Source organism: Microbacterium radiodurans (genome assembly GCF_008710705.1).
Classification (GTDB): Bacteria; Actinomycetota; Actinomycetes; order Actinomycetales; family Microbacteriaceae; genus Microbacterium; species Microbacterium radiodurans.
In genome coordinates this window covers 320291-346624 of record NZ_VYRZ01000002.1, presented here as the reverse complement: position 1 = coordinate 346624, position 26334 = coordinate 320291, and the positions used below count along the sequence as shown (strand labels likewise).

The 26334-nt window shown below is 70.4% G+C and carries 25 protein-coding genes and 1 tRNA gene; 17 read left to right on the top strand and 9 right to left on the bottom strand.

Annotation, left to right across the window (positions count from 1 at the left end):
- Positions 1–17: 17 nt before the first annotated feature.
- Together F6B42_RS07390 and F6B42_RS07385 are read right to left on the bottom strand one after the other, a co-directional pair.
- Positions 18–524 (bottom strand): GNAT family N-acetyltransferase, encoded by a 507-nt coding sequence (locus F6B42_RS07390; RefSeq protein WP_150418985.1) that lies wholly within the window; start codon positions 522–524, stop codon positions 18–20.
- On the bottom strand, positions 521–1204 hold the full coding sequence (locus F6B42_RS07385; protein WP_150418984.1) for a hypothetical protein: 684 nt from the start codon (positions 1202–1204) through the stop codon (positions 521–523). Before F6B42_RS07385 ends, F6B42_RS07390 begins: the two co-directional genes overlap by 4 nt.
- A 211-nt stretch (positions 1205–1415) precedes the next feature.
- Here F6B42_RS07385 and ileS point away from each other — a divergent pair, with 211 nt between their 5' ends.
- Genes ileS through ndk form a run of 4 tightly spaced genes read left to right on the top strand, consistent with a single transcriptional unit; the run spans position 1416 to position 6917 of the window.
- Positions 1416–4766, top strand: a complete 3351-nt coding sequence (gene ileS, locus F6B42_RS07380) for an isoleucine--tRNA ligase (RefSeq protein ID WP_150418983.1) — start codon at positions 1416–1418, stop codon at positions 4764–4766.
- The gene (locus F6B42_RS07375; protein ID WP_150418982.1) at positions 4763–6115 is read left to right on the top strand and encodes a bifunctional folylpolyglutamate synthase/dihydrofolate synthase; all 1353 of its coding nucleotides are present in this window, start codon (positions 4763–4765) and stop codon (positions 6113–6115) included. The genes ileS and F6B42_RS07375 overlap by 4 nt, the downstream gene beginning before the upstream one ends.
- Entirely contained in the window at positions 6112–6498 is a 387-nt protein-coding gene (locus F6B42_RS07370; protein WP_223878397.1) for a DUF4233 domain-containing protein, read from the top strand. Before F6B42_RS07375 ends, F6B42_RS07370 begins: the two co-directional genes overlap by 4 nt.
- Positions 6499–6500: 2 nt before the next feature.
- The gene (gene ndk, locus F6B42_RS07365; protein ID WP_150419553.1) at positions 6501–6917 is read left to right on the top strand and encodes a nucleoside-diphosphate kinase; all 417 of its coding nucleotides are present in this window, start codon (positions 6501–6503) and stop codon (positions 6915–6917) included.
- A 72-nt stretch (positions 6918–6989) separates the two neighbouring features.
- Here ndk and F6B42_RS07360 read toward each other — a convergent pair whose 3' ends face one another.
- Positions 6990–7589: a vitamin K epoxide reductase family protein gene (locus F6B42_RS07360; protein ID WP_150418980.1), complete on the bottom strand. Its 600-nt coding sequence runs from the start codon at positions 7587–7589 to the stop codon at positions 6990–6992.
- Positions 7590–7868: 279 nt separating this feature from the next.
- Here F6B42_RS07360 and F6B42_RS07355 point away from each other — a divergent pair, with 279 nt between their 5' ends.
- Positions 7869–10385 (top strand): Rne/Rng family ribonuclease, encoded by a 2517-nt coding sequence (locus F6B42_RS07355; RefSeq protein ID WP_150418979.1) that lies wholly within the window; start codon positions 7869–7871, stop codon positions 10383–10385.
- 27 nt (positions 10386–10412) lie between these two features.
- Here the strand turns inward: F6B42_RS07355 and F6B42_RS07350 are convergent, their stop codons facing one another.
- The gene (locus F6B42_RS07350; protein WP_150418978.1) at positions 10413–10685 is read right to left on the bottom strand and encodes a DUF4031 domain-containing protein; all 273 of its coding nucleotides are present in this window, start codon (positions 10683–10685) and stop codon (positions 10413–10415) included.
- A 246-nt stretch (positions 10686–10931) separates the two neighbouring features.
- On the opposite strand from F6B42_RS07350, the gene rplU reads away from it, so the two are divergent.
- The 10 genes from rplU (at position 10932) to F6B42_RS07300 (ending at position 17913) form a co-directional block, all read left to right on the top strand.
- Entirely contained in the window at positions 10932–11240 is a 309-nt protein-coding gene (gene rplU, locus F6B42_RS07345) for a 50S ribosomal protein L21 (protein WP_191089300.1), read from the top strand.
- Positions 11241–11257: 17 nt separating this feature from the next.
- Positions 11258–11515, top strand: coding sequence for a 50S ribosomal protein L27 (gene rpmA / locus F6B42_RS07340; RefSeq protein ID WP_023950785.1), 258 nt, complete (start codon positions 11258–11260; stop codon positions 11513–11515).
- A gap of 72 nt (positions 11516–11587) precedes the next feature.
- A complete protein-coding gene (gene obgE / locus F6B42_RS07335; protein WP_150418977.1) occupies positions 11588–13114 on the top strand; it encodes a GTPase ObgE in 1527 nt (508 codons plus the stop codon).
- Positions 13111–13941, top strand: coding sequence for a glutamate 5-kinase (proB, locus tag F6B42_RS07330; RefSeq protein WP_150418976.1), 831 nt, complete (start codon positions 13111–13113; stop codon positions 13939–13941). The genes obgE and proB overlap by 4 nt, the downstream gene beginning before the upstream one ends.
- Before the next feature lie 23 nt (positions 13942–13964).
- Entirely contained in the window at positions 13965–15224 is a 1260-nt protein-coding gene (locus F6B42_RS07325; RefSeq protein WP_150418975.1) for a glutamate-5-semialdehyde dehydrogenase, read from the top strand.
- Positions 15225–15273: 49 nt separating this feature from the next.
- Complete coding sequence (locus F6B42_RS07320; RefSeq protein ID WP_150418974.1) at positions 15274–15501, top strand: hypothetical protein; 228 nt, start codon at positions 15274–15276, stop codon at positions 15499–15501.
- Between the two features lie 10 nt (positions 15502–15511).
- On the top strand, positions 15512–16108 hold the full coding sequence (nadD, locus tag F6B42_RS07315) for a nicotinate-nucleotide adenylyltransferase (RefSeq protein WP_150418973.1): 597 nt from the start codon (positions 15512–15514) through the stop codon (positions 16106–16108).
- A complete protein-coding gene (locus F6B42_RS07310; RefSeq protein ID WP_150418972.1) occupies positions 16105–17421 on the top strand; it encodes a hypothetical protein in 1317 nt (438 codons plus the stop codon). The genes nadD and F6B42_RS07310 overlap by 4 nt, the downstream gene beginning before the upstream one ends.
- A 3-nt stretch (positions 17422–17424) precedes the next feature.
- Positions 17425–17814 carry a ribosome silencing factor gene (rsfS, locus tag F6B42_RS07305; RefSeq protein ID WP_150418971.1) on the top strand — a complete coding sequence of 130 codons (390 nt, stop codon included), beginning with the start codon at positions 17425–17427 and terminating at the stop codon, positions 17812–17814.
- A gap of 26 nt (positions 17815–17840) precedes the next feature.
- Positions 17841–17913, top strand: a tRNA-Ala gene (locus tag F6B42_RS07300).
- Between the two features lie 38 nt (positions 17914–17951).
- Here the strand turns inward: F6B42_RS07300 and F6B42_RS07295 are convergent.
- Genes F6B42_RS07295 through F6B42_RS07275 form a run of 5 tightly spaced genes read right to left on the bottom strand, consistent with a single transcriptional unit; the run spans position 17952 to position 22190 of the window.
- On the bottom strand, positions 17952–18710 hold the full coding sequence (locus F6B42_RS07295) for a DUF429 domain-containing protein (RefSeq protein ID WP_150418970.1): 759 nt from the start codon (positions 18708–18710) through the stop codon (positions 17952–17954).
- 60 nt (positions 18711–18770) lie between these two features.
- On the bottom strand, positions 18771–19664 hold the full coding sequence (locus tag F6B42_RS07290) for a 3-methyladenine DNA glycosylase (protein ID WP_150418969.1): 894 nt from the start codon (positions 19662–19664) through the stop codon (positions 18771–18773).
- Entirely contained in the window at positions 19664–20431 is a 768-nt protein-coding gene (locus F6B42_RS07285) for an SOS response-associated peptidase (protein WP_150418968.1), read from the bottom strand. Before F6B42_RS07285 ends, F6B42_RS07290 begins: the two co-directional genes overlap by 1 nt.
- A gap of 48 nt (positions 20432–20479) precedes the next feature.
- A complete protein-coding gene (locus F6B42_RS07280; protein ID WP_150418967.1) occupies positions 20480–21508 on the bottom strand; it encodes an App1 family protein in 1029 nt (342 codons plus the stop codon).
- Between the two features lie 4 nt (positions 21509–21512).
- Positions 21513–22190 (bottom strand): DedA family protein, encoded by a 678-nt coding sequence (locus tag F6B42_RS07275; protein WP_150418966.1) that lies wholly within the window; start codon positions 22188–22190, stop codon positions 21513–21515.
- 42 nt (positions 22191–22232) lie between these two features.
- On the opposite strand from F6B42_RS07275, the gene F6B42_RS07270 reads away from it, so the two are divergent.
- Positions 22233–23567: an anthranilate synthase component I family protein gene (locus F6B42_RS07270; protein WP_191089299.1), complete on the top strand. Its 1335-nt coding sequence runs from the start codon at positions 22233–22235 to the stop codon at positions 23565–23567.
- Between the two features lie 54 nt (positions 23568–23621).
- Positions 23622–26204, top strand: a complete 2583-nt coding sequence (gene leuS, locus F6B42_RS07265; protein ID WP_150418964.1) for a leucine--tRNA ligase — start codon at positions 23622–23624, stop codon at positions 26202–26204.
- Positions 26205–26334 lie beyond the last annotated feature (130 nt).

The following is a 26334-nucleotide window of genomic DNA, read 5'->3' as shown; positions in this document are numbered from 1 at the left end:
GCTGCCGACGGCGGTGGTCAGCGATCGACGGCGAAGGCCAGGTGCGGCATGTCGATGCCCCGGTAGCGGGTGACGAAGCGCCGTCGGACGGTCATGCCGAGACGGATCGCGACGTTCATCGACGCCAGGTTCGTGTCGCGTACCTTCGCCCAGACGGACGGCGCCTCCAGCTCGCGGAACGCCCAGTCCCGCGCCGCCGACGCCGCCTCGGTCGCATAGCCGCGATGCCAGTGCGCGCGCTGGAAGTGATAGCCGACCTCGAGCACCTCGTCGTCCTCGATCCGCTGGCGGGTGATGCCGCACTCGCCGATCATCCCGACGCCGGGAAGATCGACGGCCCAGAGGCCGAATCCGTCGTCCGCGATTCGGCGGAGATTGCGCTCGAGCCAGCTCGCACTCTCGGCCTCGGAGAACGCGCCCTCGTAAGCGGTCATCGCCACGGGATCCCCGAGGATCTCGCGGAGGGGTCCGAGATCGCCCGCCGTCATCTCGCGGAGGACGAGCCGTGGGGTCCGGGCGATCACGTGCGCTCCCGGCTCGTCTCGTCGGCCGATTGCACATCGATGCCCAGCGCGGCGGCGAGGACGCCGGCGTGCGCCTCGGCCTGTCGGAGCGAGATCGTCGCCTCGCGGAGCGCTCGCACGTCGGTGAAGGCGAGCGCCTCCAGCCCGCGCAGGTCGAGATCGGCGGCTCGCATCTCGCGGGTGTCGACCTCCTCGACGGTGGTGTTCGCGAATCGGACGCGTTCGAGAGACGCTCCCGGCAGATCGAGCGTGCCGATGACGCAGTCGACCACGAGGACGTCGCGGAGCGTGGCGGCGGGGGCCGAGAGGTAGTCGATCCGCACGCCGCGGAACTCGACCCCCTCGCACCGGGCACGCGTCAGATCGAGCGTGCCGATGCGCCCGCCCGAGACCAGGACGCTCTGCCAGCTGCCTTCGCGCGCCGCGAGGGAGGCCGCCGCCGGATCGTCGAAGCGGACGTCGCTGAGGATCGCCCCGGTCAGGTCGAGGCGATCGACGGATGCCGCGGCCACGACGCTCTCGGAGATGCGCGCGAACGCGCCGTCGGCGTCGGCCGGACCGGGCTGGACGAGTGCTTCGACGACGTCGGCCGAGCGCGCCAGCGGGGTCGGCGCCGGGTCCGGTGGCAGGTCGGGCGCGGTGGCACGGGGCGGGGCGGGGCGGGTGCGCGGTCGAGCCATCCGTTCAGCGTAGGCCGCCGTATGATGGTTCCATCAGCACCGATCCGGCCATCACCGGGGAGCTCTCGGAAGAACAGCGGCTCGCCGCCCAGTAGAACCGAGCGGGTCAGGCCCGTGACAGCCGTCGGAAGAGAGGCCCTTCGGGGCAAGCGGGGTGGTACCGCGGTCGCACGATCGTCCTCGCAGGAAGTCCGACCCTGCGAGAGATGCCATGACCTATCCGAAGTCCTCAGCTTTCGGCCCCGCCGCCGACAGCGTCGTGCCGAGCCCCCGCTTCCCCGATGTCGAGCACGACGTGCTGGCCTTCTGGGAGCGAGACGACACGTTCCGCGCGTCGATCCAGCAGCGCGACGGCGCGCCCGAGTGGGTCTTCTACGACGGTCCGCCTTTCGCCAACGGCCTGCCGCACTACGGTCACCTGCTCACCGGATACGCGAAGGACGTCTTCCCGCGTTTCCAGACGATGCGCGGCAAGAAGGTCGACCGGGTCTTCGGGTGGGACACCCACGGTCTTCCCGCCGAGCTGGAGGCGATGAAACAGCTCGGCATCACCGAGAAGAGCCAGATCGAGCAGATGGGCATCGCCGCCTTCAACGAGAAGGCCCGGTCGTCGGTGCTGGAGTACACCCGCGAGTGGGAGGACTACGTCACGCGGCAGGCGCGATGGGTCGACTTCGAGCGCGGGTACAAGACGCTCGACACCGGCTTCATGGAGTCGGTGCTGTGGGCCTTCAGAGAGCTGTGGGATAAGGACCTCGCCTACGAGGGCCACCGCGTGCTGCCCTACTGCTGGCGGGACGAGACCCCGCTCTCGAACCACGAGCTCCGCATGGACGACGACGTCTACAAGATGCGCCAGGATCCCTCCGTGACGGTGACCTTCCCGTTCGTCGGTGCGAAGGCGGAGTCGCTCGGGCTGACGGGCGTGCGTGCTCTCGCATGGACGACGACGCCCTGGACGCTCCCGACGAACCTCGCCCTCGCCGTCGGCCCGGCCATCGACTACGTCATCCTTCCCGGCGGGCCTTTGGGTGCTTCCGACGTGCACGAGGACCGTGCCGAGGCCGACGCCCACCGGTACCTCCTGGCCGCGGACCTCCTCGCCGCCCACGCGAAGGACCTGGGTTACGCCTCCGCCGACGACGCGCGGGACGCGGTCGAGCGCACGGTGCGCGGCGCCGACCTCGCCGACGTCCAGTACGACCGGCTCTTCGACTATTACGCCGACGCCGAGACCTGGGGCACCGGCTCCGCCTGGCGGGTGCTCGTCGACGACTACGTCACGACGACCGACGGAACCGGCATCGTCCACCAGGCCCCGGCCTACGGTGAGGACGACCAGCGTGTGACCGGGGCCGCCGGCATCCCGCTGATCATGAGCCTCGACGACGGCGGACGCTTCCTGCCGCAGGTGAGCGACGTCGCCGGCGAGCTGTGGATGGACGCCAATCGCCCGCTCATCCGACTGCTGAAGGCGGAGGGACGCCTGCTGCGCGAGGCCAGCTACGAGCACTCCTACCCGCACTGCTGGCGCTGCCGGAACCCCCTCATCTACAAGGCCGTCTCGAGCTGGTTCGTCCGCGTGACCGCGATCAAGGATCGGCTGCTCGAGCTGAACGACCAGATCACGTGGGCGCCCGAGAACGTCAAGCACGGACAGTTCGGGAAGTGGCTGGAAGGAGCGCGCGACTGGTCCATCAGCCGCAACCGCTTCTGGGGGTCGCCCATCCCGGTGTGGAAGAGCGATGACCCCGCGTACCCGCGGACGGACGTCTACGGGTCGCTCGCCGACATCGAGCGCGATTTCGGCCGCCTGCCGCGCAACGAGGCGGGCGAGGTCGACCTCCACCGCCCGTTCATCGACGAGCTGACCCGGCCGAACCCCGACGACCCGACGGGACGCTCCACGATGCGCCGCATCGAGGACGTCTTCGACGTGTGGTTCGACTCGGGGTCGATGCCCTACGCCCAGGTGCACTACCCGTTCGAGAACCGCGCGTGGTTCGACGAGCACGCGCCCGCGGACTTCATCGTCGAGTACATCGGGCAGACCCGCGGCTGGTTCTACGTCATGCACGTGCTCTCCGGCGCCCTGTTCGACCGTCCGGCCTTCTCGGGCGTGGCCTGCCACGGCATCGTGCTCGGCAGCGACGGGCAGAAGATGTCGAAGTCGCTGCGGAACTATCCCGACGTGTCGGAGGTCTTCGACCGCGACGGCTCCGATGCCATGCGGTGGTTCCTCATGGGGTCGTCGGTGCTGCGCGGCGGCAACCTCGTCGTGACCGAGGAGGGCATCCGGGCGGGCGTCCGGGAGTTCCTGCTGCCGCTGTGGAACACCTGGTACTTCTTCGCGACGTACGCCAACGCCGCCGGCGGGCCCGGGGGCGGCGGGTACGAGGCTCGCTGGCGCACCGATTCGACGAACGTGCTCGATCGCTACATCCTCGCGCTCACGGGCGACCTGGTGCGCGACGTCGCGGCCGATCTCGAGGCGCTCGATTCGACGATGGCCGCTGCCAAGCTGCGGGACTTCGCCGAGGCGCTCACGAACTGGTACATCCGCCGTTCGCGTGACCGCTTCTGGCAGGGCGCAGAGGCCGGCGACACCACCGCGACCGAGGCGTTCGACACGCTCTACACGGTGCTCGAGACCCTCACGCGCGTCGCCGCACCGCTCCTTCCGCTCGTCAGCGAGCGCATCTGGCAGGGACTCACCGGGGGACGCAGTGTCCACCTGGAGGACTGGCCCGACGCCGACGCATTCGCCCCGGCGAGCGACATCCGCACCGCGATGGACGCCGTCCGCGAGGTGTCGTCGGTCGCCAACGCCCTGCGGAAGAAGGAGGGCAAGCGCGTCCGGCTGCCGCTGCCGCAGCTGACGGTCGCGGTGACGGATGCCGCGGCGCTCGCGCAGTTCGAGGACATCCTGCGCGACGAGCTCAACGTCAAGGCCGTCTCCCTGGCCGAACTGGCCGACGACCTCGCAGCCTCGTACGGCATCACTCAGCGACTGTCGGTGAACGCCCGCGCCGCGGGCCCCCGGCTCGGCAAGCAGGTGCAGCACGTCATCGCCGGTGCCCGCGCGGGGCTGTGGAGCGAGCAGGACGGGGTGGTCGTCGTGGACGGCGTCGCACTCGAGGCGGGGGAGTACGAGCTCACCCTCGAGGCCGGCGGCGTCGCCGAGGGCACAGCGATCGCGCTGCTCTCGGGCGGCGGGTTCGTCCTGCTCGACACGACGACGACACCGGAGCTCGAGGCGGAGGGGCTCGCGCGCGACGTCGTGCGCGCCGTGCAGGACACACGCAAGGCCGCCGGCTTCGACGTCAGCGACCGCATCCGTCTCGTGCTCGCGTTCCAATCGCCCGACGACGCCGCCGCGATCCGCAGCGGCGAGCTGCTGCAGCGGATCGCCGACGAGACCCTCGCGGTCGACGGGATCACCGTGCTGGTGGGCCAGGAGACGGCGCCGCTCGGCTCGCACACCGAGACCTTCGCGGCGGGGGACTTCGCCAACGAGGGGGCGTTCGACGTGGACGTCACCCGGATCGGAGACGACGCATGACCGACCAGGCCCGAGCCGACGCCGTGTACGCGGCGCTCCTGCAGCGACAGGGCGAGCAGTGGGTGCAGCCGCGCGTCGAGCGCACCCGCCGCGTGCTCGAGCTCCTCGACGACCCGCAGCGGACCTACCGCGTCGTCCACGTCACCGGCACCAACGGCAAGACCTCGACGAGCCGGATGATCGAGAGCATCGTGCGCGCCCACGGGCTGCGGACAGGGCTGTTCACCAGCCCCCACCTCGAGCGCTTCACCGAACGCATCATGGTCGACGGCGAGCCGATCGCCGACGCCGCGGTCGCGGAGGCCTGGGAGGAGATCTCGCCCTTCGTCGACCTCGTCGACGCCGAGCTGGATGCCGCCGGCGACGCGCCGCTGACCTTCTTCGAACTCCTCACTGTTCTCGCCTTCGTCGCCTTCGCCGACGCGCCGGTCGATGTCGCCGTGATCGAGGTCGGGATGGGTGGGGCATGGGATTCCACGAACACGGCCGACGGCGACGTCGCGGTGATCGGCCCGATCGATCTCGATCACGCGGACCGTCTCGGCGACACGATCGCGGAGATCGCAGAGGTGAAGAGCGGCATCATCAAGCCGGGCGCCGTCGCGGTATCGGCGGTGCAGCGCCCCGAGGCCCTCGCGGCCCTCCGCCGCCGAGCCGACGAGGTCGGTGCGACGCTCGCGATCGCCGGCGAGGGGTTCGGTCTCACCGGGCACAGTCTCGCCGTGGGCGGACAGCAGGTGAGCGTGCGGGGACGCGCCGGCGACTATCCGGAGCTGTACCTGCCGCTCTACGGGGCGCACCAGGCCGAGAACGCCGCTCTCGCGGTGGCGGCCGTCGAGGCGCTCATCGGCGCGGACGATCAGCCGCTGCATCCCGAGGTCGTGGCCGATGGGCTCGGCGCGGTGACCTCTCCCGGACGCCTGCAGCTGCTCGGGGTGGCGCCCACCGTACTGGTCGACAGCGCGCACAACCCGCACGGCGCGCGCGCTCTCGCCGCGGCCCTCCGCGAGTCGTTCGACTTCGATTCGTGGGGCATCGTGCTGGGTGTGCTCGGCGACAAGGATGCCGCGGGCATCGTCGCCGAGCTGGCCCCGCTGGCCGCGCACGTGTTCGCGACCGCGCCCGACTCCGAGCGGGCCTCCGAGGCGAGCCTCGTGGCCGACCTGGCCGAGGCGCAGGGTCTCGCCGTCACCGAGCACCGCGATCTGATGGAGGCGGCCGAGGCCGCGCGCGAATGGGCGGCCGCCGGGGAGCGCCGCGCCGTCGCGATCGCGGGGTCGGTCGTGCTCGCGGGAGAGGCCATCGCCCTCGCCGCGGCGGAGGACTGGAAGTCGGGGTGGCAGGCGTGAGCCGGTCGCGTCGGCGCCGTGGCGCCGCCGAGTCGCTGGGCTCGGTCGTCCTCGGATTCGAGTCGGTCGTCGTCTTCCTCGGCGGACTCACCGTGTACGGACTCGACCCGCTGCCCGCCGCCGTCCCGGCCTGGTGGGGTGTCGTCGTCGGCTCGGTCCTGGCCGTCGTGATGATCCTCACGGCCGGTCTGCTCCGTCACCGCTGGGGGATCGCCCTCGGCTGGGCGCTGCAGGTGATCCTCGCACTCGGGGCCTTCCTCGTGCCCGCGCTCGCGATCGTCGCGCTCATTTTCGGCGGCATGTACGCGTATGCGACGATCAAGGGGTCGGCGCTGGACCGCCGCAATGCGGCTCTGGCAGCCGACCGAACGAACGGAGAATGACCATGCCCACCGAAGAGACCCTCGTCCTCGTCAAGCCCGACGGCGTCGCTCGCGGCCTCACCGGCGCGATCCTCGCCCGCATCGAGGCGAAGGGCTACGCCCTGGTCGACATCCGTCTGGTCGAGCCCGACCGCGAACGCCTCGAGAAGCACTACGCCGAGCACGCGGGCAAGCCGTTCTACGAGCCCCTCCTGGAGTTCATGCAGAGCGGCCCGTCGGTCGCCATCCGCCTCGCGGGCAACCGTGTCATCGAGGGTTTCCGATCCCTCGCCGGTACGACCGACCCGACGACGGCCGCACCCGGCACCGTCCGCGGCGACCTCGGTCGTGACTGGGGCCTCGCCGTCCAGCAGAACCTCGTCCACGGCTCCGACAGCCCGGAGTCCGCGGCGCGCGAGCTGGGGATCTGGTTCGGCTGACGAGCAGCTCGCGGCATCCAGCCCGCGAGTCGATCCGCATCGCGCGATCGGCTCGCGGGCTTTGTCGTGGGGTCAGAGGAAGCTGAGCCAGTCGAGGCGGATCTGAGCAATCACCGCGATGGCCACGTAGCTGAGCACGGCCATCAGCGGCACCCAGCCGCTCAGTGTGCCCGCGACCTCGCGGGCGCGGCGCGAGAGGGGGACGACCCCCGAGCGCAGCAGGTGCAGCGTCACCGCGTAGAAGCTCGGAATCGTGACGAACCAGGTGACCATGCACCACGGGCAGAGCGTTCCGATCGAGAAGATGCTCTGCGAGATCAGCCACACGATGAAGCCGAAGGCGAACGCCATGCCGGCCCAGAACAGCATCCAGAACCATCGCGCGAACCGGGCGCCCGCGAGGACCGCCGCACCCACCACGATCGGCGCGACCCAGCCGGTCAGTCCGAGCAGCGGATTGGGGAAGCCGAACACCGATCCCTGCGGCGACGCGAGATTGGCGCCGCACTGCACGACGATGTTGAAGTCGCAGGATGCCGAATCGCTCGGATTCTGCAGCAGGTGGATGCGCTCGGCGGTCAGCGCGAAGGCCGCGATCCACCCGATGACACCGGCGGCGATGAGCCAGATGGCGAGGGCGACCGGTCGGTGATGCGTGCGGGGAGCGGCCATGATCGCGATTATCCCATCGGCGTCGATGCGTCCGCCGAGAGAGCCGAGACGGGCGGGTCCCACACTCCGGCGCGCGAGATGCGATACTGGTCGTCGATGCACAATCGCGGCCGCGTCGCGAACCGCATCAGCTGAGACTTCGGGCAACGGATGCCCATCGCAGACCGCGCCGAGAGCCGGCTGCACACCGAGTGAGTTCGCGGCTCGTCCTTCCGGAGCGGCGCCGCCAGAGAATTGCCGGATGGCGCGCGGTGCCGTCCGAAGAGGAGTACGCCAGTGATGGCCGATGATCGCAACGACGTCAATGAGTCCGACAACCCGGCCGAGCCGGTAGACCCCGCAGCGGCGGAGCTCGCGGCGGCGGTCGCCTCGATCGACGCCACCGAGGAGCACATCGACAGCGGACGGGCCACGGACGCTGACGAGGCGCCGCAGGATGAAGCTCGGGCGGAGGAGCCCGCTCCGGCGGAGGAGCCCGCTCCGGCGGAGGAGCCCGCTCCGGCGGAGGAGCCCGCTCCGGCGGAGGAGCCCGCTCCGGCGGAGGAGCCCGCTCCGGCGGATGAGCCCGCTCCGGCGGATGAGCCCGCCCCGGCGGATGAGCCCGCTCCCGCGGATGAGCCCGCCCCGGCGGATGAGCCCGCTCCCGCGGATGAGCCCGCTCCCGCGGATGAGCCCGCTCCCGCGGAGGAGCCCGCTCCCGCGGAGGAGCCCGCTCCCGCGGAGGAGCCCGCTCCCGCGGATGAGCCCGCTCCGGAGGAGGCGGCGCCGGTCACGGCCGTGTCGCTCGGTCTCCTGCCGGCCGAGTTCGTCTCGGCCGTGTCGACCGCGCTGCACTTCTACGCCCCGGAGGTCGTGCCGCTTCCCGCACGGATCGACGAGGAGGACGACGACGATGCCGGAACGGGCGTCGCCGCCGGCTCGTCCTCGCGCCGCCGCGGCCGTCGTCGCGGCGGATCGGGAGACACCGACGAGCAGCAGCCCCGCCAGCGTGCCGTCGAGCTGATCACCGAGCCCCAGCGCATCAAGGGGTCGACCCGTCTCGAGGCCAAGAAGCAGCGTCGCCGCGACGGCCGTGAGGCCGGTCGTCGCCGCACGGTCGTCACCGAGGCGGAGTTCCTCGCACGCCGCGAGGCCGTCGACCGCGTCATGATCGTGCGTTCGAAGAACGGCCGCATCCAGATCGCCGTGCTCGAGGACAACGTGCTCGTGGAGCACTACGTCGCGCGGAACCAGGACGCGTCGCTCATCGGCAACGTCTACCTCGGCCGCGTGCAGAACGTGCTGCCGAGCATGGAGGCGGCCTTCGTCGACATCGGCCGCGGACGCAACGCTGTGCTCTACTCGGGCGAGGTCGACTGGGATGCCGTCGAGACCGGCAACCAGCCGCGGCGCATCGAACTCGCGCTGAAGTCGGGCGACCGCGTGCTGGTGCAGGTCACGAAGGACCCCGTCGGGCACAAGGGCGCACGCCTGACCAGTCAGATCTCGCTCCCCGGCCGATACCTCGTGTACGTCCCCGGCGGCGCCATGAACGGCATCTCGCGGAAGCTCCCCGACACCGAGCGCGCGCGCCTCAAGCGCATCCTCAAGGAGGTGCTGCCCGAATCGAGCGGCGTCATCGTCCGCACGGCCGCGGAGGGCGCGACCGAGGAGCAGCTCACCCGCGACGTGCAGCGTCTGACGTCGCAGTGGGAGCACATCAGCTCGCAGGTCGAGAAGCAGCAGGCGCCCGCGCTGCTGCACAGCGAGCCCGACCTCCTCGTCAAGATCGTCCGCGACGTGTTCAACGAGGACTTCTCGCGCATGCTCATCCAGGGCGATGACGCGCACGCCACCATCACCGCCTACCTCACGGGCGTCGCGCCCGACCTGCTCGAGCGCATCGAGAAGTACGAGGACGAGCAGGACCCCTTCGACGCGTTCCGCGTCACGGAGCAGATCGAGAAGGCGCTCGACCGGAAGGTCTGGCTGCCGTCGGGTGGATCACTCGTCATCGACCGAACCGAGGCCATGACGGTCGTCGACGTGAACACCGGCAAGTTCGTCGGCTCGGGCGGCAACCTCGAGGAGACGGTCACGAAGAACAACCTGGAGGCGGCCGAGGAGATCGTGCGACAGCTCCGGCTTCGCGACATCGGCGGCATCATCGTCGTCGACTTCATCGACATGGTGCTCGAGTCCAACCGCGACCTCGTCCTGCGGCGACTGATCGAATGCCTGAGCCGCGACCGGACGAAGCACCAGGTCGCGGAGGTGACGTCGCTGGGTCTCGTCCAGATGACCCGCAAGAAGCTCGGGCTGGGTCTCCTGGAGACCTTCAGCGAGGCGTGCGACGTCTGCGCCGGCCGGGGGGTCATCGTGCACCACGATCCGGTCGTGAAGCACCGTGGTCCTTCGTCTCAGAACGGCAACGGCTCCGGCCGTCGCGGCGGCCGCGGCAACGCTCCGGCGGCTGCGCCCGCGGGCGGCGGCACGCACACGATCACCGAAGGTGCGAAGAGCGCGCTCGCCCAGATCGCCGCCTCGACGATCCATCCGTCGGCGATCGAGGATGCCGCGACCGACGCGCCCGTCGTCGTCGAGGCCGAGCAGGCTCCCGCGGAGCGGCCCAAGAAGCCGCGGCGCAAGAAGACCGAGCCGAAGACGCCGCGCACGGAGAAGGATCTGCTCCTGGACTCGGTGCTCAACGCGCTGCCCGAGCCCAAGGCGCCCGGTCAGGGGCGCGGCCGTCGTCGCGTCACCACCGCCGGACTGAGCGGTACGCCGGTCTCCACCGCACCCGCGACCGAGAACTGATCGCCGTCGAACGCCGCGGGTGCGCGATCAGCGCCCGCGGCGTTCGCGTGCCGTGATGCGGAGTCCCGAGCCGATGAGCCGCCGCACGAGCTCACCTCCGGAGACGAACTCCGCCCCGCCGGCCACGAGACGGTCGAAGGCGGCGTCGGGCACGTCGTAGTGATCGAGATCGAAGCTGCGGCCGGGGAGATCGTGCGCGCGAGCGAATGCGTGCAGCTCATCGAGGCTGGTGTCGCTGACCAGGTGCGACCACAGCCGACCGTGCGCCGGCCACCGGGGTGCGTCGATGAGGATGGCCACCCTCCGATCCTACGAACGCGAGGCGGGACATCGGGCGGCCCGCGACACACCCGGGCGAGCTTTTGCCGGATGTCGCGGCATCCGGTAAAGTGGACCCTTGGTGCACCGAGTTCGCCGGCCTCCGGCCGCGGATCGACTCGTACAGGACGGCTGTGGTCGTCGGCACCAAGACTTCCCCGTCCTGCACGGACAGAGTCTCGCAAAGACAATCGGAGCCGAGCGCTCCACAGAAGAAACAGGTGTGAAGTGGTTTACGCAGTTGTGCGCGCCGGCGGCCGTCAGGAAAAGGTCGAGGTCGGCACGATCGTCGTCCTGGACCGTCAGGCGGCCTCGGTCGGCGACAAGCTCGAGCTTCCCGCCGTCCTCCTCGTCGACGGCGACGCCGTGACGACCGACGCCGACAAGCTCGCGAAGGTCACTGTCACCGCTGAGGTCCTCGGCGAGGAGCGCGGCCCGAAGATCGTGATCCAGAAGTTCAAGAACAAGACCGGCTACAAGAAGCGCCAGGGCCACCGTCAGGACCTCACGCGCGTCAAGATCACCGGCATCAAGTAAGCCAGGGAGACGCAGAGATGGCACACAAAAAGGGCGCAAGCTCCACCCGCAACGGTCGTGACTCCAACGCTCAGCGCCTCGGCGTGAAGCGCTTCGGCGGTCAGGCCGTCAACGCCGGCGAGATCCTCGTCCGCCAGCGCGGCACGCACTTCCACCCGGGCGCCAACGTCGGCCGCGGTGGCGACGACACGCTGTTCGCTCTCGCGGCGGGCGCTGTCGAGTTCGGCACGAAGGGCGGCCGCAAGGTCGTCAACATCGTGGCGGCCGCCGAGTAACTCGGTACAGACCACTTCGCGGCGAGGGGCGGGCTTCGGCTCGCCCCTCGCCCTGTTTTCAGGAGGCACCAGATGGTGACGTTCGTCGACCGCGTGACACTGCACCTGCGTGCGGGCAAGGGCGGCAACGGCTGCGTCTCGGTGCGCCGTGAGAAGTTCAAGCCCCTCGCCGGCCCCGATGGCGGCAACGGCGGCAGCGGCGGCGACGTCGTCCTCGTCGCCGACCCCCAGGTGACGACGCTGCTGTCGTATCACCACTCGCCCCACCGCTCCGGCGGCAACGGGGGCTTCGGCATGGGCGACAATCGCGCCGGTGCCGCGGGGGAGCACCTCGAGCTGCCGGTTCCCGTCGGAACGGTCGTGAAGGACCCGAACGGCGAGACGCTCGTCGACATGGTCACTCCCGGCATGCGCTTCGTGGCCGCTCCCGGCGGCCAAGGCGGCCTCGGCAACGCCGCGCTCGCCTCGCCGAAGCGCAAAGCACCCGGCTTCGCTCTTCTCGGCACCCCCGGGTGGGAGGGCGATGTCCAGCTCGAGCTGAAGGTCGTCGCCGACATCGCCCTCGTCGGATTCCCCTCCGCGGGCAAGTCGAGCCTCGTCGCCGCGGTCTCGGCGGCACGCCCCAAGATCGCCGATTATCCGTTCACGACGCTCCACCCGAACCTCGGCGTCGTTCAGGCGGGCGATGTCCGCTACACGATCGCCGATGTCCCGGGGCTCATCGAAGGCGCGAGCGAAGGACGCGGCCTCGGACTGGAGTTCCTCCGTCACGTCGAGCGGTGCTCGGCCCTCGTCCATGTGCTGGACTGCGCGACCCTCGAACCGGGGCGCGATCCGCTCACCGACCTCGACGTCATCCTCGCCGAACTCGGCGCGTACCCCGTCCCCGAGGGGCAGGTGCCGTTGCTCGAGCGCCCGCAGCTCATCGCTCTGAACAAGACCGACGTGCCCGAGGCGCGCGATCTGGCCGACCTCGTGCGCCCCGATCTGGAGGCGCGCGGCTACCGCGTCTTCGAGGTCTCGACGGTCAGCCGCCACGGCCTGCGGGAACTGTCCTTCGCCATGGCCGAGCTCGTCGCGGAACACCGCGCAGCGGTGGCAGAGCAGCCGCAGGCCGAGCGCGTCGTCATCCGGCCGAAGGGGTCGGAGCGCGAGTTCACGGTGCGCGTCGAAGGCGGCACGTACGGCAACATCTATCGGATCCTCGGAGCCAAGCCGGTGCGCTGGGTCCAGCAGACCGATTTCCAGAACGAGGAGGCGGTGGGCTTCCTCGCCGACCGCCTCGACAAGCTCGGCGTCGAAGACGAGCTCTTCCGTGCCGGCGCGGCACCGGGTTCGACCGTCGTGATCGGCGAGGGCGACGGAATCGTCTTCGACTGGCATCCCTCGCTCTCCTCTGCGGCCGAGCTCATGACCGCGCCGCGCGGCACCGACCCGCGTCTGGACATGAGCACTCGCCGCACCTCGAGCGAGCGCCGCGATCGCTACCACGAGCGGATGGACGCCAAGGCAGAGGCACGGGCAGAGCTCGAAGCCGAACGACGCGCCGAGAAGGCGCGACCCGCCGACGAACGAGGTGTCGACGAGGGCGAGGCGTGAGCCTGAACTCGCGCTCCGAGCTGAGCGGTGCGCGTCGTGTCGTGGTGAAGGTCGGCTCGTCGTCGATCAGCGGCGCGAACGCCGACAAGATCGAGTCGCTCGTGGATGCTCTCGCGGCCGCGCACGCGCGGGGGACGGAAGTCGTCCTCGTGTCGTCGGGAGCGATCGCGACGGGGATGCCGTACCTTCGCCTCGAGGAGCGACCCACCGATCTCGCGACACAGCAGGCGGCGGCCGCCGTCGGTCAGAACGTCCTGGTCTACCGCTATCAGAACGCCCTCCGCGAGTTCGGGATCGTCGCCGGTCAGGTCCTTCTCACCGCGGGGGACTTCGAGGACCCGACCCATCGCTCCAACGCCCGTCGGGCGATGGAGCGTCTGCTCGGTCTGCGCATCCTGCCGATCGTCAACGAGAACGATACCGTCGCGACCCACGAGATCCGTTTCGGCGACAACGACCGGCTCGCGGCACTCGTGTCCCGGCTGATCGGCGCCGATGCCCTCGTGCTGCTGAGCGACATCGCCTGCCTGTACACCCGGCCGCCGAGCGAGCCCGACGCTCGTCCGATCCATGAGGTCCCGTTCTCCGATGACCTCAGCGGGTACGAGTTCGGCGCCACCGTCGTCAACAGCGTCGGGACCGGCGGCGCTGCCACCAAGGCGTCCGCTGCGCGGCTCGCCGCCGCCGGCGGGGTGGCAGCACTCGTGACGAGTATCGACCTCGCCGATCAGGCCCTCGCCGGTGCCGACATCGGCACGTGGTTCGAGGCCGACCCGGCCGCGCCGCCGCACGTGGCGACCGGCACGGTCACCGTGCCGGCCGGCTGAACCGCCGTCACTAGACTGGGGCCATGAGCACCGTTGTCTCCGGCGTCTCGGAGCGCCTGCACGCGGCGCGCCGAGCCGCGCGCCAGATCGGCCTGCTGAGCGACGAGCGGAAGGCCGCCGTGCTCGCGCGCATCGCGGATGAGATCGTCGCCGCGTCGGAGGACATCGTCGCCGCGAACTCGGTCGATCTCGAACGCGGTGACGCCGACGGGATCGCCGCGGGCCTGCGCGATCGTCTCCTCCTGAATCGTGATCGCATCGTCGCCCTCGCGGACGCGGTGCGCTCCGTCGCCGCGCTGCCCGACCCGGTCGGTCGGGTCATCGACGAGCGCTTCCTTCCGAGCGGGGTGCGGCTCCAGAAGGTGTCGGTGCCGTTCGGCGTCGTCGCGTCCATCTACGAGGCGCGTCCGAACGTCACCGTCGACATCACGGCGCTGGCGCTGCGCTCGGGCAACGCGGTGGCGCTGCGCGGCGGGTCGGCGGCGCTCGAGACGAACGCCGCTCTCGTCCGCGCGATGCGCTCCGCGCTCGAGAGCGAAGGCGTGGATCCCGACGGCATCCAGACGGTCGACGACTTCGGGCGCGAGGGCGCTCGCGCGCTGATGCGCGCGCGCGGACTGGTCGATGTCCTCGTGCCGCGGGGAAGCGCGCAGCTGATCGAGACCGTCGTGACGGAGTCGACCGTGCCGGTCATCGAGACCGGCGCGGGTGTCGTGCACATCGTGCTCGACGAATCGGCCCCCCTCGACTGGGCACGCGACATCGTCGTCAACGCGAAGGTCCAGCGCCCGAGCGTCTGCAACGCGGTGGAGACCGTCCTCGTCGTGCGCGCGGCCGCGGAGCGGCTCATCCCCGCCGTCGCCGGCGCCCTGGTCGAGGCGGGTGCGACGGTGCACGGCGACGCCGAGGTGCAGCGACTCGTGCCGGACGCCGTCCCGGCCGTCGACGCGGATTGGGGGACCGAGCACATGAGCCTCGACCTCTCGATGCGCGTCGTGGACGATCTCGACGAGGCGCTGGCGCACATCCGCCGGTATTCGACGATGCACACCGAGTCGATCATCACCGCCGACGACGGCAACGCGGAGCGCTTCCTCGCAGAGGTGGATGCCGCTGTCGTCATGGCGAACGCCTCGACGCGCTTCACGGACGGCGGCGAGTTCGGCTTCGGTGCCGAGGTCGGCATCTCGACGCAGAAGCTGCACGCCCGTGGGCCGATGGGCCTTCCCGAATTGACCAGCACGAAGTGGCTCGCGCGCGGCGCCGGGCAGACCCGCGCCTGACCGCCTAAACTAGGACGAGCGCCGCCGCGCGAAACCGAACGGAGCCCCGATGACCCTCGCCACGATCGCCGCCATCGCCGCTGAGCAGACCGAGCACCACGGCAATGTGCAGGCGGAGACGATGATCTTCGGAGTGATCGCGCTCGTGATCTTCCTGAGCCTCGGTCTCGTCACCCTGTCGTACCGCAACGTGTCCAACCGCCACGCGGGCAAGGCCGAGGCCTACGCCGCGAAGCACGCGCCGCAGCTCACGCAGTCGGGGAACGGCCACCACTGAGGTCGCATCCATGACGGGAACACGTGCGCCGCGCATCGGCGTGATGGGCGGCACGTTCGACCCGATCCACCACGGTCACCTCGTGGCCGCGAGCGAGGTGGCGCAGTCCTTCGATCTCGACGAGGTCGTCTTCGTGCCGACCGGTACGCCTTGGCAGAAGTCGTTCGTCTCTCCGGGCGAGGATCGCTATCTCATGACGGTGATCGCGACGGCATCCAACCCGATGTTCACGGTCAGTCGGGTCGACATCGACCGCGACGGGCCCACCTACACGATCGACACACTCCGCGATCTGAAGGCGCAGCGGCCCGACGCCGACTTCTTCTTCATCACCGGAGCCGATGCGATCGCGCAGATTCTCAGCTGGAGGGACCATGATGAGCTCTGGGAACTCGCGCATTTCGTGGCGGTCTCCCGCCCCGGGCACACCCTGAGCAGCGCAGGCCTCCCCAGCGAGGACGTGAGTCTTCTCGAGATCCCCGCGCTCGCGATCTCCTCGACCGATTGCCGGGCGCGCGTCGGACGCGGTCACCCGGTGTGGTACCTCGTTCCCGACGGGGTCGTCCAATACATTGCGAAGCACCATCTCTATCGGAGTAAGGCATGAGCGAGAACGAGAACGAGAACGAGCACCAGCCACCGTCGTCTCCCCAGCTCACCCGTCGGCAGCTGCGCGAACTGCGCAACACCGCGTCGACGCCCATCATCATGGGCGATCCGGAACAGGCCGATGCCGACGCCTCGGCCCAGGGTGCGGACAGCGACGGCTCCCGCGGCGACGATCTCGCCGGCGGTCGGAGCGAGGCGGGAGCGACACCCGCACCGTCGGCTCCGCTGCCGCGTCCCGCCGACGATGCCGTGATCGCCGATGTTCCCGTGTTCGACCCCTCGGTCGACCTCGGTTCGCCCGCCCTCACGCGTCGTCAGGCCCGTCAGCAGGAGAAGATCCGAACCGCCTCGGTCCCCATCATCGCGCCGGAGGCGGCGGAGGCGGATGCCGCCGACCGGCTCGCGGTCGCCGGCGACGACAGCGCGGACCAGAGCAAAGACACCGACGAGAGCGTCGAGACCGACGAGAGCGTCGAGACCGACGAGAGCGTCGAGACCGACGAGAGCGTCGAGACCGACGAGAGCGTCGAGACCGACGAGAGCGTCGAGACCGACGAGAGCGTCGAGACCGACGAGAGCGACAACACCGACGAGAACGTCGAGAGCGTCGACGAGCTGCTCTCCGGGTCGTCCGGCGAGGGTGAGGACGCGTCCGACGAGGACGAACCGATCGTCGCCGGAGACGAGCGCACGGCAGCCGACGTCGAGTCCACCGTGGCCGACGACGGCGAGGCAGCGGAGCGCGAGCCGACGATCCTCGACGACGAGCCGGTGCCGGCCGAAGACGATGTCGACGAAGAGCGCCACGTGGTCTCCGAGGATCTCGGTGCCGCCCTGCTGAGCGGAGACATCGCCGCCGCGCCCGGGGGGGACGTGCCGGCGTCCTTCGACCAGCTGATCTCCCGCAGCGCTGCCGCGACCGGCGCGTTCACCGCGCCGAACGCGCTCATCCTCACGCAGTCGCCGGATGACGGACCCCTCGTCGCCCCGGTGACCGCGACGGGCGAAGTGCTCATCACGGGGACTTTCGCGCTTCCCGAGAACTACGGCTCGACGGGCGTCGTGCCCGGTTCCGCCGACGGCAAGGAGGTGGACGCCGTTCTCATCGACGGCGAGCTCCCCGCGTCCTCGTCACCCACACCGATCGCCGCGAGCGCGGCGATCTCCACGATCAAGAGCGCCGAGGACGTCATCCGTCCGCCGGCGCCGGAGAAGGGCAGTCGCTGGATGTTCGCCCTTGCCATCACGGCCGGCGTGCTCGCCGCCGCGCTGGTGGGCGTCCTCATCTACGCGCTGGCCACAGGAGTGTAAGTCATGTCATCACCCGCAGTCATCGAGATGGTCGGCATCGCCGCCGCGGCCGCCGACAGCAAGGGAGGCGAGGACCTCGTCGCCCTGGACGTGTCGCAGCCGCTGCCCCTGGTCGACGCGTTCCTGCTCGTCAGCGGCAGCAGCGAGCGGAACGTCGCCGCGATCGCGGACGCGGTCGAGGAGGCAATGCTCGAGGCCGGTCACAAGCGTCTGCGCCGTGAGGGCCGCACCGAGTCGCGCTGGGTGCTGATCGACTTCGGTGACCTCGTCGTCCACGTCTTCCACGACGAGGAGCGGATCTACTACGGGCTCGAGCGCCTGTGGAAGGACTGCCCGGTCATCCCCGTGGAGCTCGCCGTGGTCGGGAGCACGTCCGACGATGTAGTAAGCTAGACGAGTTGCCGCGAGAGCGGGAACGAGGGCCTGTGGCGCAGCTGGTAGCGCACCTGCATGGCATGCAGGGGGTCAGGGGTTCGAGTCCCCTCAGGTCCACCGAAAGCCCCCCGGTTCATCGGGGGGCTTCTTGGTTTTCAGTCCTGATCTGTGGTTCCTCGCACGAGGCGAGCGAGCGGCCCCTCCGGAAGCGCGATCCAGCCCTCCCGGCGCGCAGCCTCGAGGTGAGCAGTACTCGGCCTCTCGAAGAGACCGCGGCCGGCGGCGCGCGTCGCGAGTGATGCGATGACGGCATCGAACGCGTCGGCCGAGCTGACCATCAGTCGTTCGAGAGGACCGAGCGTGAGCCACGGTGCCTCCGCGTGCAGGCGCCCGATCAGCGTCTCGCGCGCCGAATGCGACGTCTTGTAGCCGCGCGTGTCGAACCCCCAGCCACGAAGCGCAGCACCGGGGTAGACCTCGAAGACGCCGTCCTCGCCCGAGCGGCGGAGCGGGGGCCCGTCGGGGCGCAGGCGGTGGAGGAGACCCGCGCAACGGAGCGCGGTCACACCGAGGCGATCGGTGGAGACGCTCAACGGCCAGCGGTTCGTCTTCTCGTGCACGACGAAATCCGTCACCCGGTAGGCGAGGGACCGGCGCCACTCGGGACCGCCGTCGACCTCTCGCGGGTCCGTGACGCCGTGCGCGTGCGCGGAGACGAACGCGACGAAGGAGTCCGGCCAGCCGAGCGGACAGTCGATCCCCACGACGTCGGCGGCATCCGCCAGCTCGACGATGTCCGCGTCATCGAGGCCGACCCGGAGATCGGTGAGGGTGGCCTCCCCGTTCCGCCAGGAGATCAGCGCCCCCGCCGTACCGGCGGGGGCGGCGGCGAGATCGATGCCCAGGGTGTCCACGAACTCAGCGCCTCACCGACATGGACGCATCAGGGGCGGTCTTCGCACCGAGGCCAGGCATCACGCGACGACATCGTCGGCGGCGCCGTCCGGAACACCGACGGCGTCCAGGACGGCGCCTCGCAGGAGCTGCGAGCGCTCGCTCAGCGCGCGCTGCTCGCGCACGTAGCGAGCCTTGCCCTCCGCGGTCTCGATGGGCACCGGTGCGTAGCCCCAGCCGGTCAGGTCGTACGGCGAGGCGCGCATGTCGAGCTCGCGGATGTCGCGCGCGAGTTCGAACGCGTCGAGGAGGAGGTGGCCGGGAACGAGCGGGCCGAGCTTGACGATCCACTTGTAGACGTCCATACCGGCGTGCAGGCAGCCGGGCTGTTCCCGAGCGCTGACGCCGACTCGATCGAGTACCTCTCGATTGCGCGGGACGGCCTCCGCGGTGAAGAAGCGGAAGGCGTCGAAATGGGTGCAGCGCAGCTCGGAGGCGGCGACGACCTCGTCGGTACCGGCCGGCCCCAATCGCAGCGGGAGGTCGTGCCGTAGGTGATCGGCTCGGTAGACCATCGCCCATTCGTGGAGGCCGAAGCAGCCGAACTGAGCGGTCCGTGCCCGTGTGGCGCGAAGCAGCCCCACGACACCGCGGTACAGCTGGCCTCTCTCGTCGCGGAAACGCGGGTCGTCGACGACCGCTCCCGTGTCGCCGACCGGCGCGTACCACCGCCAGGCGCGGCGCTCGTCGGCATCCTCGAGCACGACGCCGATGCCCGGGTGCCACCGGCGGAGAACCGCGGGCTTGTAGGAGTAGTACGTGAAGAGGAAGTCCTCGACCGGATGCTTCTCGCCGCGGGAAGCCCGACGGCGGTGTGCCGACGTCAGCGCGAGTGCGCGTTCGTCGTGCGTCTCCGCGAGCCCTCGCCATTCCGACGCCGGGACGGCGACGACCGCGCGCGCGGGCCCGAGCATCACTCCGCGCTCGACGCGCTCGACGCAGCGCCGTCCGCTGCGGTCGCCGCTGTCGTCCCGTCGACGGGGTCGATGAGCGACGGGTCGTCGTTGCGCACGTTCCCGACGGCCTTGCCGACCGGAACGGCGATCAGCTCGTCGGCACGAGCCGGCGCGGCATCGACGACGGCGTCGAGCAGGTCTCCGGCATACTCGGTGGTCGGGTCGAGCCACACGTCGGCGTGATCGGCGTCGATGAACAACGGCATCCGGTCATGGATGGATCCGAGTTCACCGACGGCATCCCGCGTGAGAATCGTGAAACTCAGCAGCCAACGCTGCGGGTCGTCCGCGGCGCGCGCGTCGTCCTTCCACCACTCGTACAGCCCGGCGAGCAGCAGCGGCTCGTCGGCTTCGGGGCGGATGTAGAACGGCGTCTTGCCGCCGGCATCCGTCCGCCATTCGTAATAGCCGGATGCCGGGATCACGGCGCGGCGCGCGGCGAGGGCGCCGCGGAACATCGGCTTGTCGGCAGCCTCCTCGGACCGTGCGTTGAACGCGCGGGACCCGATCGAGGGGTCCTTCGCCCACGGGGGAACGAGCCCCCATCGCGCGGCGGCGATGCGGCGGGTCGGCGGCTCGGTCTTGGCCGAGTCGAGCACGATCGCCGCCCGCGCCGTCGGCGCGATGTTGAACGAGGGAGCGGGCAGGTCGTCGGCGACGACGTCGGCACGCAGCACTCCGGCGAGCTCGGAGCCGACACGAGCCACCACGAATCGACCGCACATCACTCCAGCGTACGCGGGGCCGCCGACACCGTGCCCGATGAGGCGGCGTCAGGTGCCCGGATGGACCCCGACGTCGGTGAGGCGATCGAGGAGCGCGGCGCCGTCCGAGCCGGTCACCCACGGCACGTCGGCCGCGGCGTGGTCGTTGACAGCCGTACGACCACCCGCGAGCACGGCCTCGGCGGGGGAGAGCCGGCGGATCGCCACCCCGCGGACGCGGTCGGGGTGCTCGCTCGCGAACGCCGTGTAGAGCGCGTCGTCGTGCTGACCGTCGTCGCCGACGAGCAGCCAGCGGATATGCGGGAACTCCTTCGCGAGGCGCTGCAGATTCTCCGCCTTGTGGTCCTGTCCGCTGCGGAACCAGCGATCGTGGGTCGGGCCCCAGTCGGTGAGGAGCATCGGTCCCGAGGGGAAGAGGTGGCGGCGCAGGAAACGCATGAGCGTCGGGGCGACGTTCCAGGCGCCCGTCGACAGGTAGATCACGGGGGTGCCGGGCCGGTCGCGGGTGAGCCGCTCGAGCATGACGGCCATGCCGGGGACCGGCTGCCGCGCGTGCTCGTCGAGGACGAAGGAGTTCCAGGCGGCGACGAACGGGCGGGGGAGGGCGGTCACCATCACGGTGTCGTCGATGTCCGACACGATGCCGAAGTCGACGTCGGACGAGACGATGAAGACGCGGGTCTCGATGACATCCGATCCCTCGACGGACATCGAGATCGTCTGCCAGCCGGGGGTGAGGTCACCCGGCAGCTCGACGTCGATCACACCGCCGCGGTCGGCGACCACGTCGTGCGTGACGCCGTCGACCTCGATGCTCACCTGCGCGAAGGCGACGGGCACCGAGGCGAAGCTGCGCCACCCGCGGACGCTGGCGTACTCGCCGCCGCCGAGGGGCTTGACCTTCGGCGCGATGAGGACGCGGCCGAGGACGCGGACCCAGCCCTCGCCGCCGTACCCCGGGAATGCGGCGACCGTCGGGCGCTGCCCGCGTGCTCGTGCACGGCGCTCGCGCCAGGAGTGGAATCGCCGCTCGACGCGCGCGAGCCAGAGGATGTTCTTCCGCGGTGTCGATGGCATCGGTTCAGTCTTTCATGCCATCGCCGTCGGGCGAGGCATCACGCGCGGTGGCGAGGTGGCGGGCCTCCCGCCGCGAGATCGTCTTCTTGATCAGGACCACGAGCAGCAGGAATGCGACGATCACGGCGACGAAGAGATAGCCCGCGTACTGGATGTTGTCGGAGACCTCGCGGTACGTGTTCGCCGCAGCGGCGACGACCCCGACGTAGAGCGACGACCAGATGATGCACGCCGGAGTCGTCCAGGCGAGGAAGCGGCGGTACGAGTAGCCGCTCATGCCGACCGTGAGCGGGACGAGCGAATGGAGGATGGGGAGAAAGCGCGAGAGGAAGATCGCCGGCCCCCCGCGGCGGCGCAGATACAGCTCCGAGCGCACCCAGTTCCGCTCGCCGATGCGCCGGCCCAGACGCGAGAACCGGAACCGGGGACCGAGCCACCGTCCGAGGAAGAAGCCGATGCTCTCACCGGTGAGGGCGCCGACGACCACGACCGCTGCGAGGACGATTCCCTCGCCCACACCGTCCACGGCGGTGGCCGCGACGATGACGACGGTGTCGCCGGGAACGATCAGTCCGATGAGCACACTGGTTTCGAGCATGATGGCGATCCCCGCGACGATCGTCCGCAGCACGGGGTCGATGCTCTGCACCGTGTTCAGAATCCCATCGAGGATCTCGTTCACCCTCCGAGCCTACGGGGGATGCCACGCCTCTAGCCTGGGATCGTGCCCGATACCCCTGCGACGCACCAGCGCGTCGCCTGGACCGACCCCGCCACCGTCTTCGCGGGAATCGTGAACTCGCACGCCTTCTGGCTCGACGGCGGCGTCGACGCCACCGGCGGCTGGAGCTGGGTCGGTGTCGGCGAGCCGGACGACCGGCCCGACGTGTCGTTCGCCTCGGCATCCCGGACCGGCCGGGTGCCCACGTCTCCCGCCGGTCCGTTCCTCGGCGGCTGGGTGGGCTGGGAGTCGTACGACGCGGCGGCCCTGCTCGCCGGTGCTCCCGCCCGAGTCGATGCCACGGCTCCCGCGAGCGCGTGGATGCGGGTGACCCGCCTCGTCGCGTTCGACCACGAGCATCGCGAGTGCTGGCTCGTGGCCGAGCCCCGCGAGATCGATGCCTTCGCCACCGAAGCGGCGGGGTGGGTCGAACGGGGAACGGCCTCCCTCGCCACCCGGCCCGCTCCGGCGCCCCAGCGCACCGCGGAGGCGCGTGTCGCACCCGATCGCTACGCCGAGCTCATCGGGGACTGCCGCGCGGCCATCCGGCGGGGCGACGCCTACCAGCTCTGCCTCACGACGCGCTTCAGCGTGACGGATGCCGCGGCCATCGACCCCCTCGACGTCTTCCTCCGCCTGCGGGCGGCGACCTCGTCACATCACGGCGGCCTCATCAGGATCGGCCGCTCCGCCCTCGCGAGCGCGAGCCCGGAGCGATTCATCCAGGTCGACGACGATCTGGTGCGGACGAGCCCGATCAAGGGGACGCGGCCCCGGGGGGAGGATCGCGTCGCCGACGACCGACTCGCCGCCGATCTTCTGTCGAGCCCGAAGGAGCGGGCGGAGAACGTCATGATCGTCGACCTCATGCGCAACGACCTGCAGCGCGTGTGCCGCCCGGGCAGCGTCGTGGTCGAGAAGCTGCTGACGGTCGAGTCCTACCCGGCCGTGCATCAGCTCGTGAGCACGGTCGTCGGGACGCTGGATCCGGGGACCGCGTTCGCCGACCTGCTGTCGGCGACGTTCCCGGCGGGCAGCATGACCGGGGCGCCGAAGCTGTCGGCCATGACGCTCCTCCACGGACTCGAGGGCGCCCCGCGCGGCGCCTACGCCGGGTGTTTCGGTTGGGTGGGCGCGGACGGTTCCGCGGCTGACCTGGCGATGGTGATCCGCAGTGTCGTCTTCCATCCGGGCGGCGCCTACGTCGGTGCCGGCGGCGGGATCACGTGGCTCTCGAACGCGGATGAGGAGGTCGCGGAGGTCGCGGTGAAGGCCCGCGCTCCGCTCGCCGCCCTGGGGGCGTCGCTGCCGCCCCGGTGGGCGGAACGGGTCCGGTAGCCTGGGAAGCCGCGCCCCCGGCGCGTTCCCCGCACTTCCCAGATAGGACCACCGGTGACCGGTAACCCGACTGATCGCGCCGCGCTGCCCGAGAACTCCGCCTTCGACGCCCACGCCATCCAGGCGAGATGGCAGCGGGCGTGGGCCGACGCAGACCCGTTCCGCGCGGGCGGCGACGCCGACACCCGTCCCCGTAAGTACGTCCTCGCGATGTTCCCGTACCCCTCCGGCGACCTGCACATGGGGCACGCCGAGAACTACCTCTACTCCGACATCGTGGCGCGCTTCTGGCGTCACCGGGGCTACAACGTGCTGCACCCGATCGGCTGGGACAGCTTCGGCCTGCCGGCCGAGAACGCCGCCATCAAGCGCGGCGCCGACCCGCGGGCGTGGACCTACGACAACATCGCGCAGCAGAAGTCGAGCCTGCACGAGTACGGCGTCTCGTTCGACTGGAGCCGCGTGCTCCACACGAGCGACCCCGAGTACTACACCTGGAACCAGTGGCTGTTCCAGAAGCTGCACGAGAAGGGCCTGGCCTACCGCAAGGAGAGCCCGGTCAACTGGTGCCCCAACGATCAGACGGTCCTCGCGAACGAGCAGGTCGTGGACGGTCACTGCGAACGCTGCGGCTTCGAGGTCGTGAAGAAGAAGCTGACGCAGTGGTACTTCAAGATCACCGACTACGCCGACCGCCTCCTCGACGACCTGAACCAGCTCGAGGGGTTCTGGCCGCAGAAGGTCATCCAGATGCAGCGCAACTGGATCGGCCGTTCCGTCGGGGCCGACATCGACTTCGCCATCGAGGGCCGGGACGAGAAGGTCACCGTCTTCTCGACCCGTCCCGACACGCTCCATGGCGCGACGTTCATGGTCGTCGCCCCCGACTCGGACCTCGCCGCCGAGCTCGCGGCCGGTTCGTCCGCCGAGGTCCAGAAGCGATTCGGCGACTATCTGCAGACCGTCCAGAAGACCAGCGAGATCGACCGACAGACCGCGGATCGGCCGAAGACCGGTGTGTTCCTCGACCGGTACGCCGTCAACCCGATCAACGGCGAGCGCCTCCCGATCTGGGCCGCGGATTACGTGCTCGCGGACTACGGCCACGGCGCGGTCATGGCCGTGCCGGCGCACGACCAGCGTGATCTCGACTTCGCCCGCGCCTTCGACCTGCCGGTGCGCGTCGTCGTCGACACCACAGCGCCGGTGACCGGCGCGATGCCGGTGATCGAGCTCGACGACGACGGCGTTCCCATCGACCCGGGCGCCGGTCTCGACGACGTCGACCCGGTGCGCACCGGAATCGCGCTCACCGGCGATGGTCGCATGATCAACTCCGGAGCGCTCGATGGGCTCAGCAAGCGCAACGCGATCGCGCGTGCCATCGAGCAGCTCGAGGCGAGCGGCACCGGCCGCGGAGCGAAGACGTACCGGCTCCGCGACTGGCTCATCTCGCGTCAGCGGTTCTGGGGGACGCCCATCCCGATGGTCCACACGGACGACGGGCGCATCCTGCCGGTTCCGGCCGACCAGCTGCCGGTGCAGCTCCCTTCGGTCGATGGGCTGGATCTGACCCCGAAGGGCACGTCCCCGCTCGGCGGGGCGACCGAGTGGGTCACGACGACCGATCCCGAGACGGGTGAGCCGGCGCGCCGCGACCCCGACACGATGGACACGTTCGTCGACAGCTCGTGGTACTTCCTGCGCTTCCTCTCGCCGAACGATCCCACGCAGGCGTTCGCGGCGCGCGAGGCCGACAAGTGGGGGCCGGTCGACTTCTACATCGGCGGCGTCGAGCACGCGATCCTCCACCTGCTCTACGCGCGCTTCATCACCAAGGCGCTCTTCGACATGGGGCTCGTGGAGTTCACGGAGCCCTTCTCGAGCCTGATCAATCAGGGCATGGTGATCCTCGACGGCGCGAAGATGTCGAAGAGCAAGGGGAACCTCGTGCTCTTCCAGGACGAGCTCGAAGCCCACGGCGCCGACGTGTTGCGCGTCGCGCTCGCCTTCGCCGGTCCCGTGGAGGACGACAAGGACTGGGCCGACGTCTCGACCACGGGGGCCGCGAAGTTCCTCGCGCGGGCGCTGCGGATCGCCGCGGACGTCGACAGCGAGACCGACGTCGTCTGGGCCGAGGGCGACGCCGGCCTGCGCCGTGTCACCCACCGCGTCTGGGCCGACGTCCCCGGCCTCGTCGAGCAGACGAAGTTCAACGTCGTCGTCGCACGCCTCATGGAGCTCGTGAACGCCACCCGCAAGGTCATCGACAGCGGCGCCGGCGCCGGCGACCCGGCGGTTCGCGAGGCAGCGGAGGCCATCGCCATGGTGCTGGACCTGTTCGCCCCGCACTCCGCCGAGGAGATGTGGTCGCTGCTGGGCTACCAGCCGTTCGTCGGCCTCGCGGTGTGGCGTCAGCCCGACCCGACGCTCCTCGTCGAGGAGTCGGTCACGGCCGTCGTGCAGATCGACGGCAAGGTGCGCGGCACGCTGAGCGTCTCCGCGAAGATCTCCGCCGACGAGCTCGAGGCGCGGGCGCGCGCTGACGAAAAGGTCGTCCGTGCACTGAACGGGCGCGAGATCGCGCGCGCCGTCGTCCGCGCGCCGAAGGTGGTCAGCTTCACCACGGCACGGTGAACGTTCCCGGGTGATCCTCCGGTGAGGACCCCGCGGCGGGGAGGACGGCGCGCTGCGCTCCCTCCCCGACGGTGTCTCCGGCGCGCCTGTCCACCGGGTTCGGCGGTGCGCGGCGAGGCGGGCGGACCGC

Excerpts from the sequence above, each read along its gene's own strand:
- ndk (WP_150419553.1), top strand. The coding sequence starts at position 6,501 with ATGCCCACCGAAGAGACCCTCGTCCTCGTCAAGCCCGACGGCGTCGCT.
- F6B42_RS07290 (WP_150418969.1), bottom strand. The coding sequence starts at position 19,664 with ATGCTCGGGCCCGCGCGCGCGGTCGTCGCCGTCCCGGCGTCGGAATGG.
- F6B42_RS07310 (WP_150418972.1), top strand. The coding sequence starts at position 16,105 with ATGAGCGAGAACGAGAACGAGAACGAGCACCAGCCACCGTCGTCTCCC.
- F6B42_RS07285 (WP_150418968.1), bottom strand. The coding sequence starts at position 20,431 with ATGTGCGGTCGATTCGTGGTGGCTCGTGTCGGCTCCGAGCTCGCCGGA.
- F6B42_RS07325 (WP_150418975.1), top strand. The coding sequence starts at position 13,965 with ATGAGCACCGTTGTCTCCGGCGTCTCGGAGCGCCTGCACGCGGCGCGC.
- rsfS (WP_150418971.1), top strand. The coding sequence starts at position 17,425 with ATGTCATCACCCGCAGTCATCGAGATGGTCGGCATCGCCGCCGCGGCC.
- F6B42_RS07355 (WP_150418979.1), top strand. The coding sequence starts at position 7,869 with ATGGCCGATGATCGCAACGACGTCAATGAGTCCGACAACCCGGCCGAG.
- F6B42_RS07375 (WP_150418982.1), top strand. The coding sequence starts at position 4,763 with ATGACCGACCAGGCCCGAGCCGACGCCGTGTACGCGGCGCTCCTGCAG.
- F6B42_RS07280 (WP_150418967.1), bottom strand. The coding sequence starts at position 21,508 with ATGCCATCGACACCGCGGAAGAACATCCTCTGGCTCGCGCGCGTCGAG.
- rpmA (WP_023950785.1), top strand. The coding sequence starts at position 11,258 with ATGGCACACAAAAAGGGCGCAAGCTCCACCCGCAACGGTCGTGACTCC.
- F6B42_RS07385 (WP_150418984.1), bottom strand. The coding sequence starts at position 1,204 with ATGGCTCGACCGCGCACCCGCCCCGCCCCGCCCCGTGCCACCGCGCCC.
- F6B42_RS07360 (WP_150418980.1), bottom strand. The coding sequence starts at position 7,589 with ATGGCCGCTCCCCGCACGCATCACCGACCGGTCGCCCTCGCCATCTGG.
- F6B42_RS07320 (WP_150418974.1), top strand. The coding sequence starts at position 15,274 with ATGACCCTCGCCACGATCGCCGCCATCGCCGCTGAGCAGACCGAGCAC.
- obgE (WP_150418977.1), top strand. The coding sequence starts at position 11,588 with ATGGTGACGTTCGTCGACCGCGTGACACTGCACCTGCGTGCGGGCAAG.
- ileS (WP_150418983.1), top strand. The coding sequence starts at position 1,416 with ATGACCTATCCGAAGTCCTCAGCTTTCGGCCCCGCCGCCGACAGCGTC.
- nadD (WP_150418973.1), top strand. The coding sequence starts at position 15,512 with ATGACGGGAACACGTGCGCCGCGCATCGGCGTGATGGGCGGCACGTTC.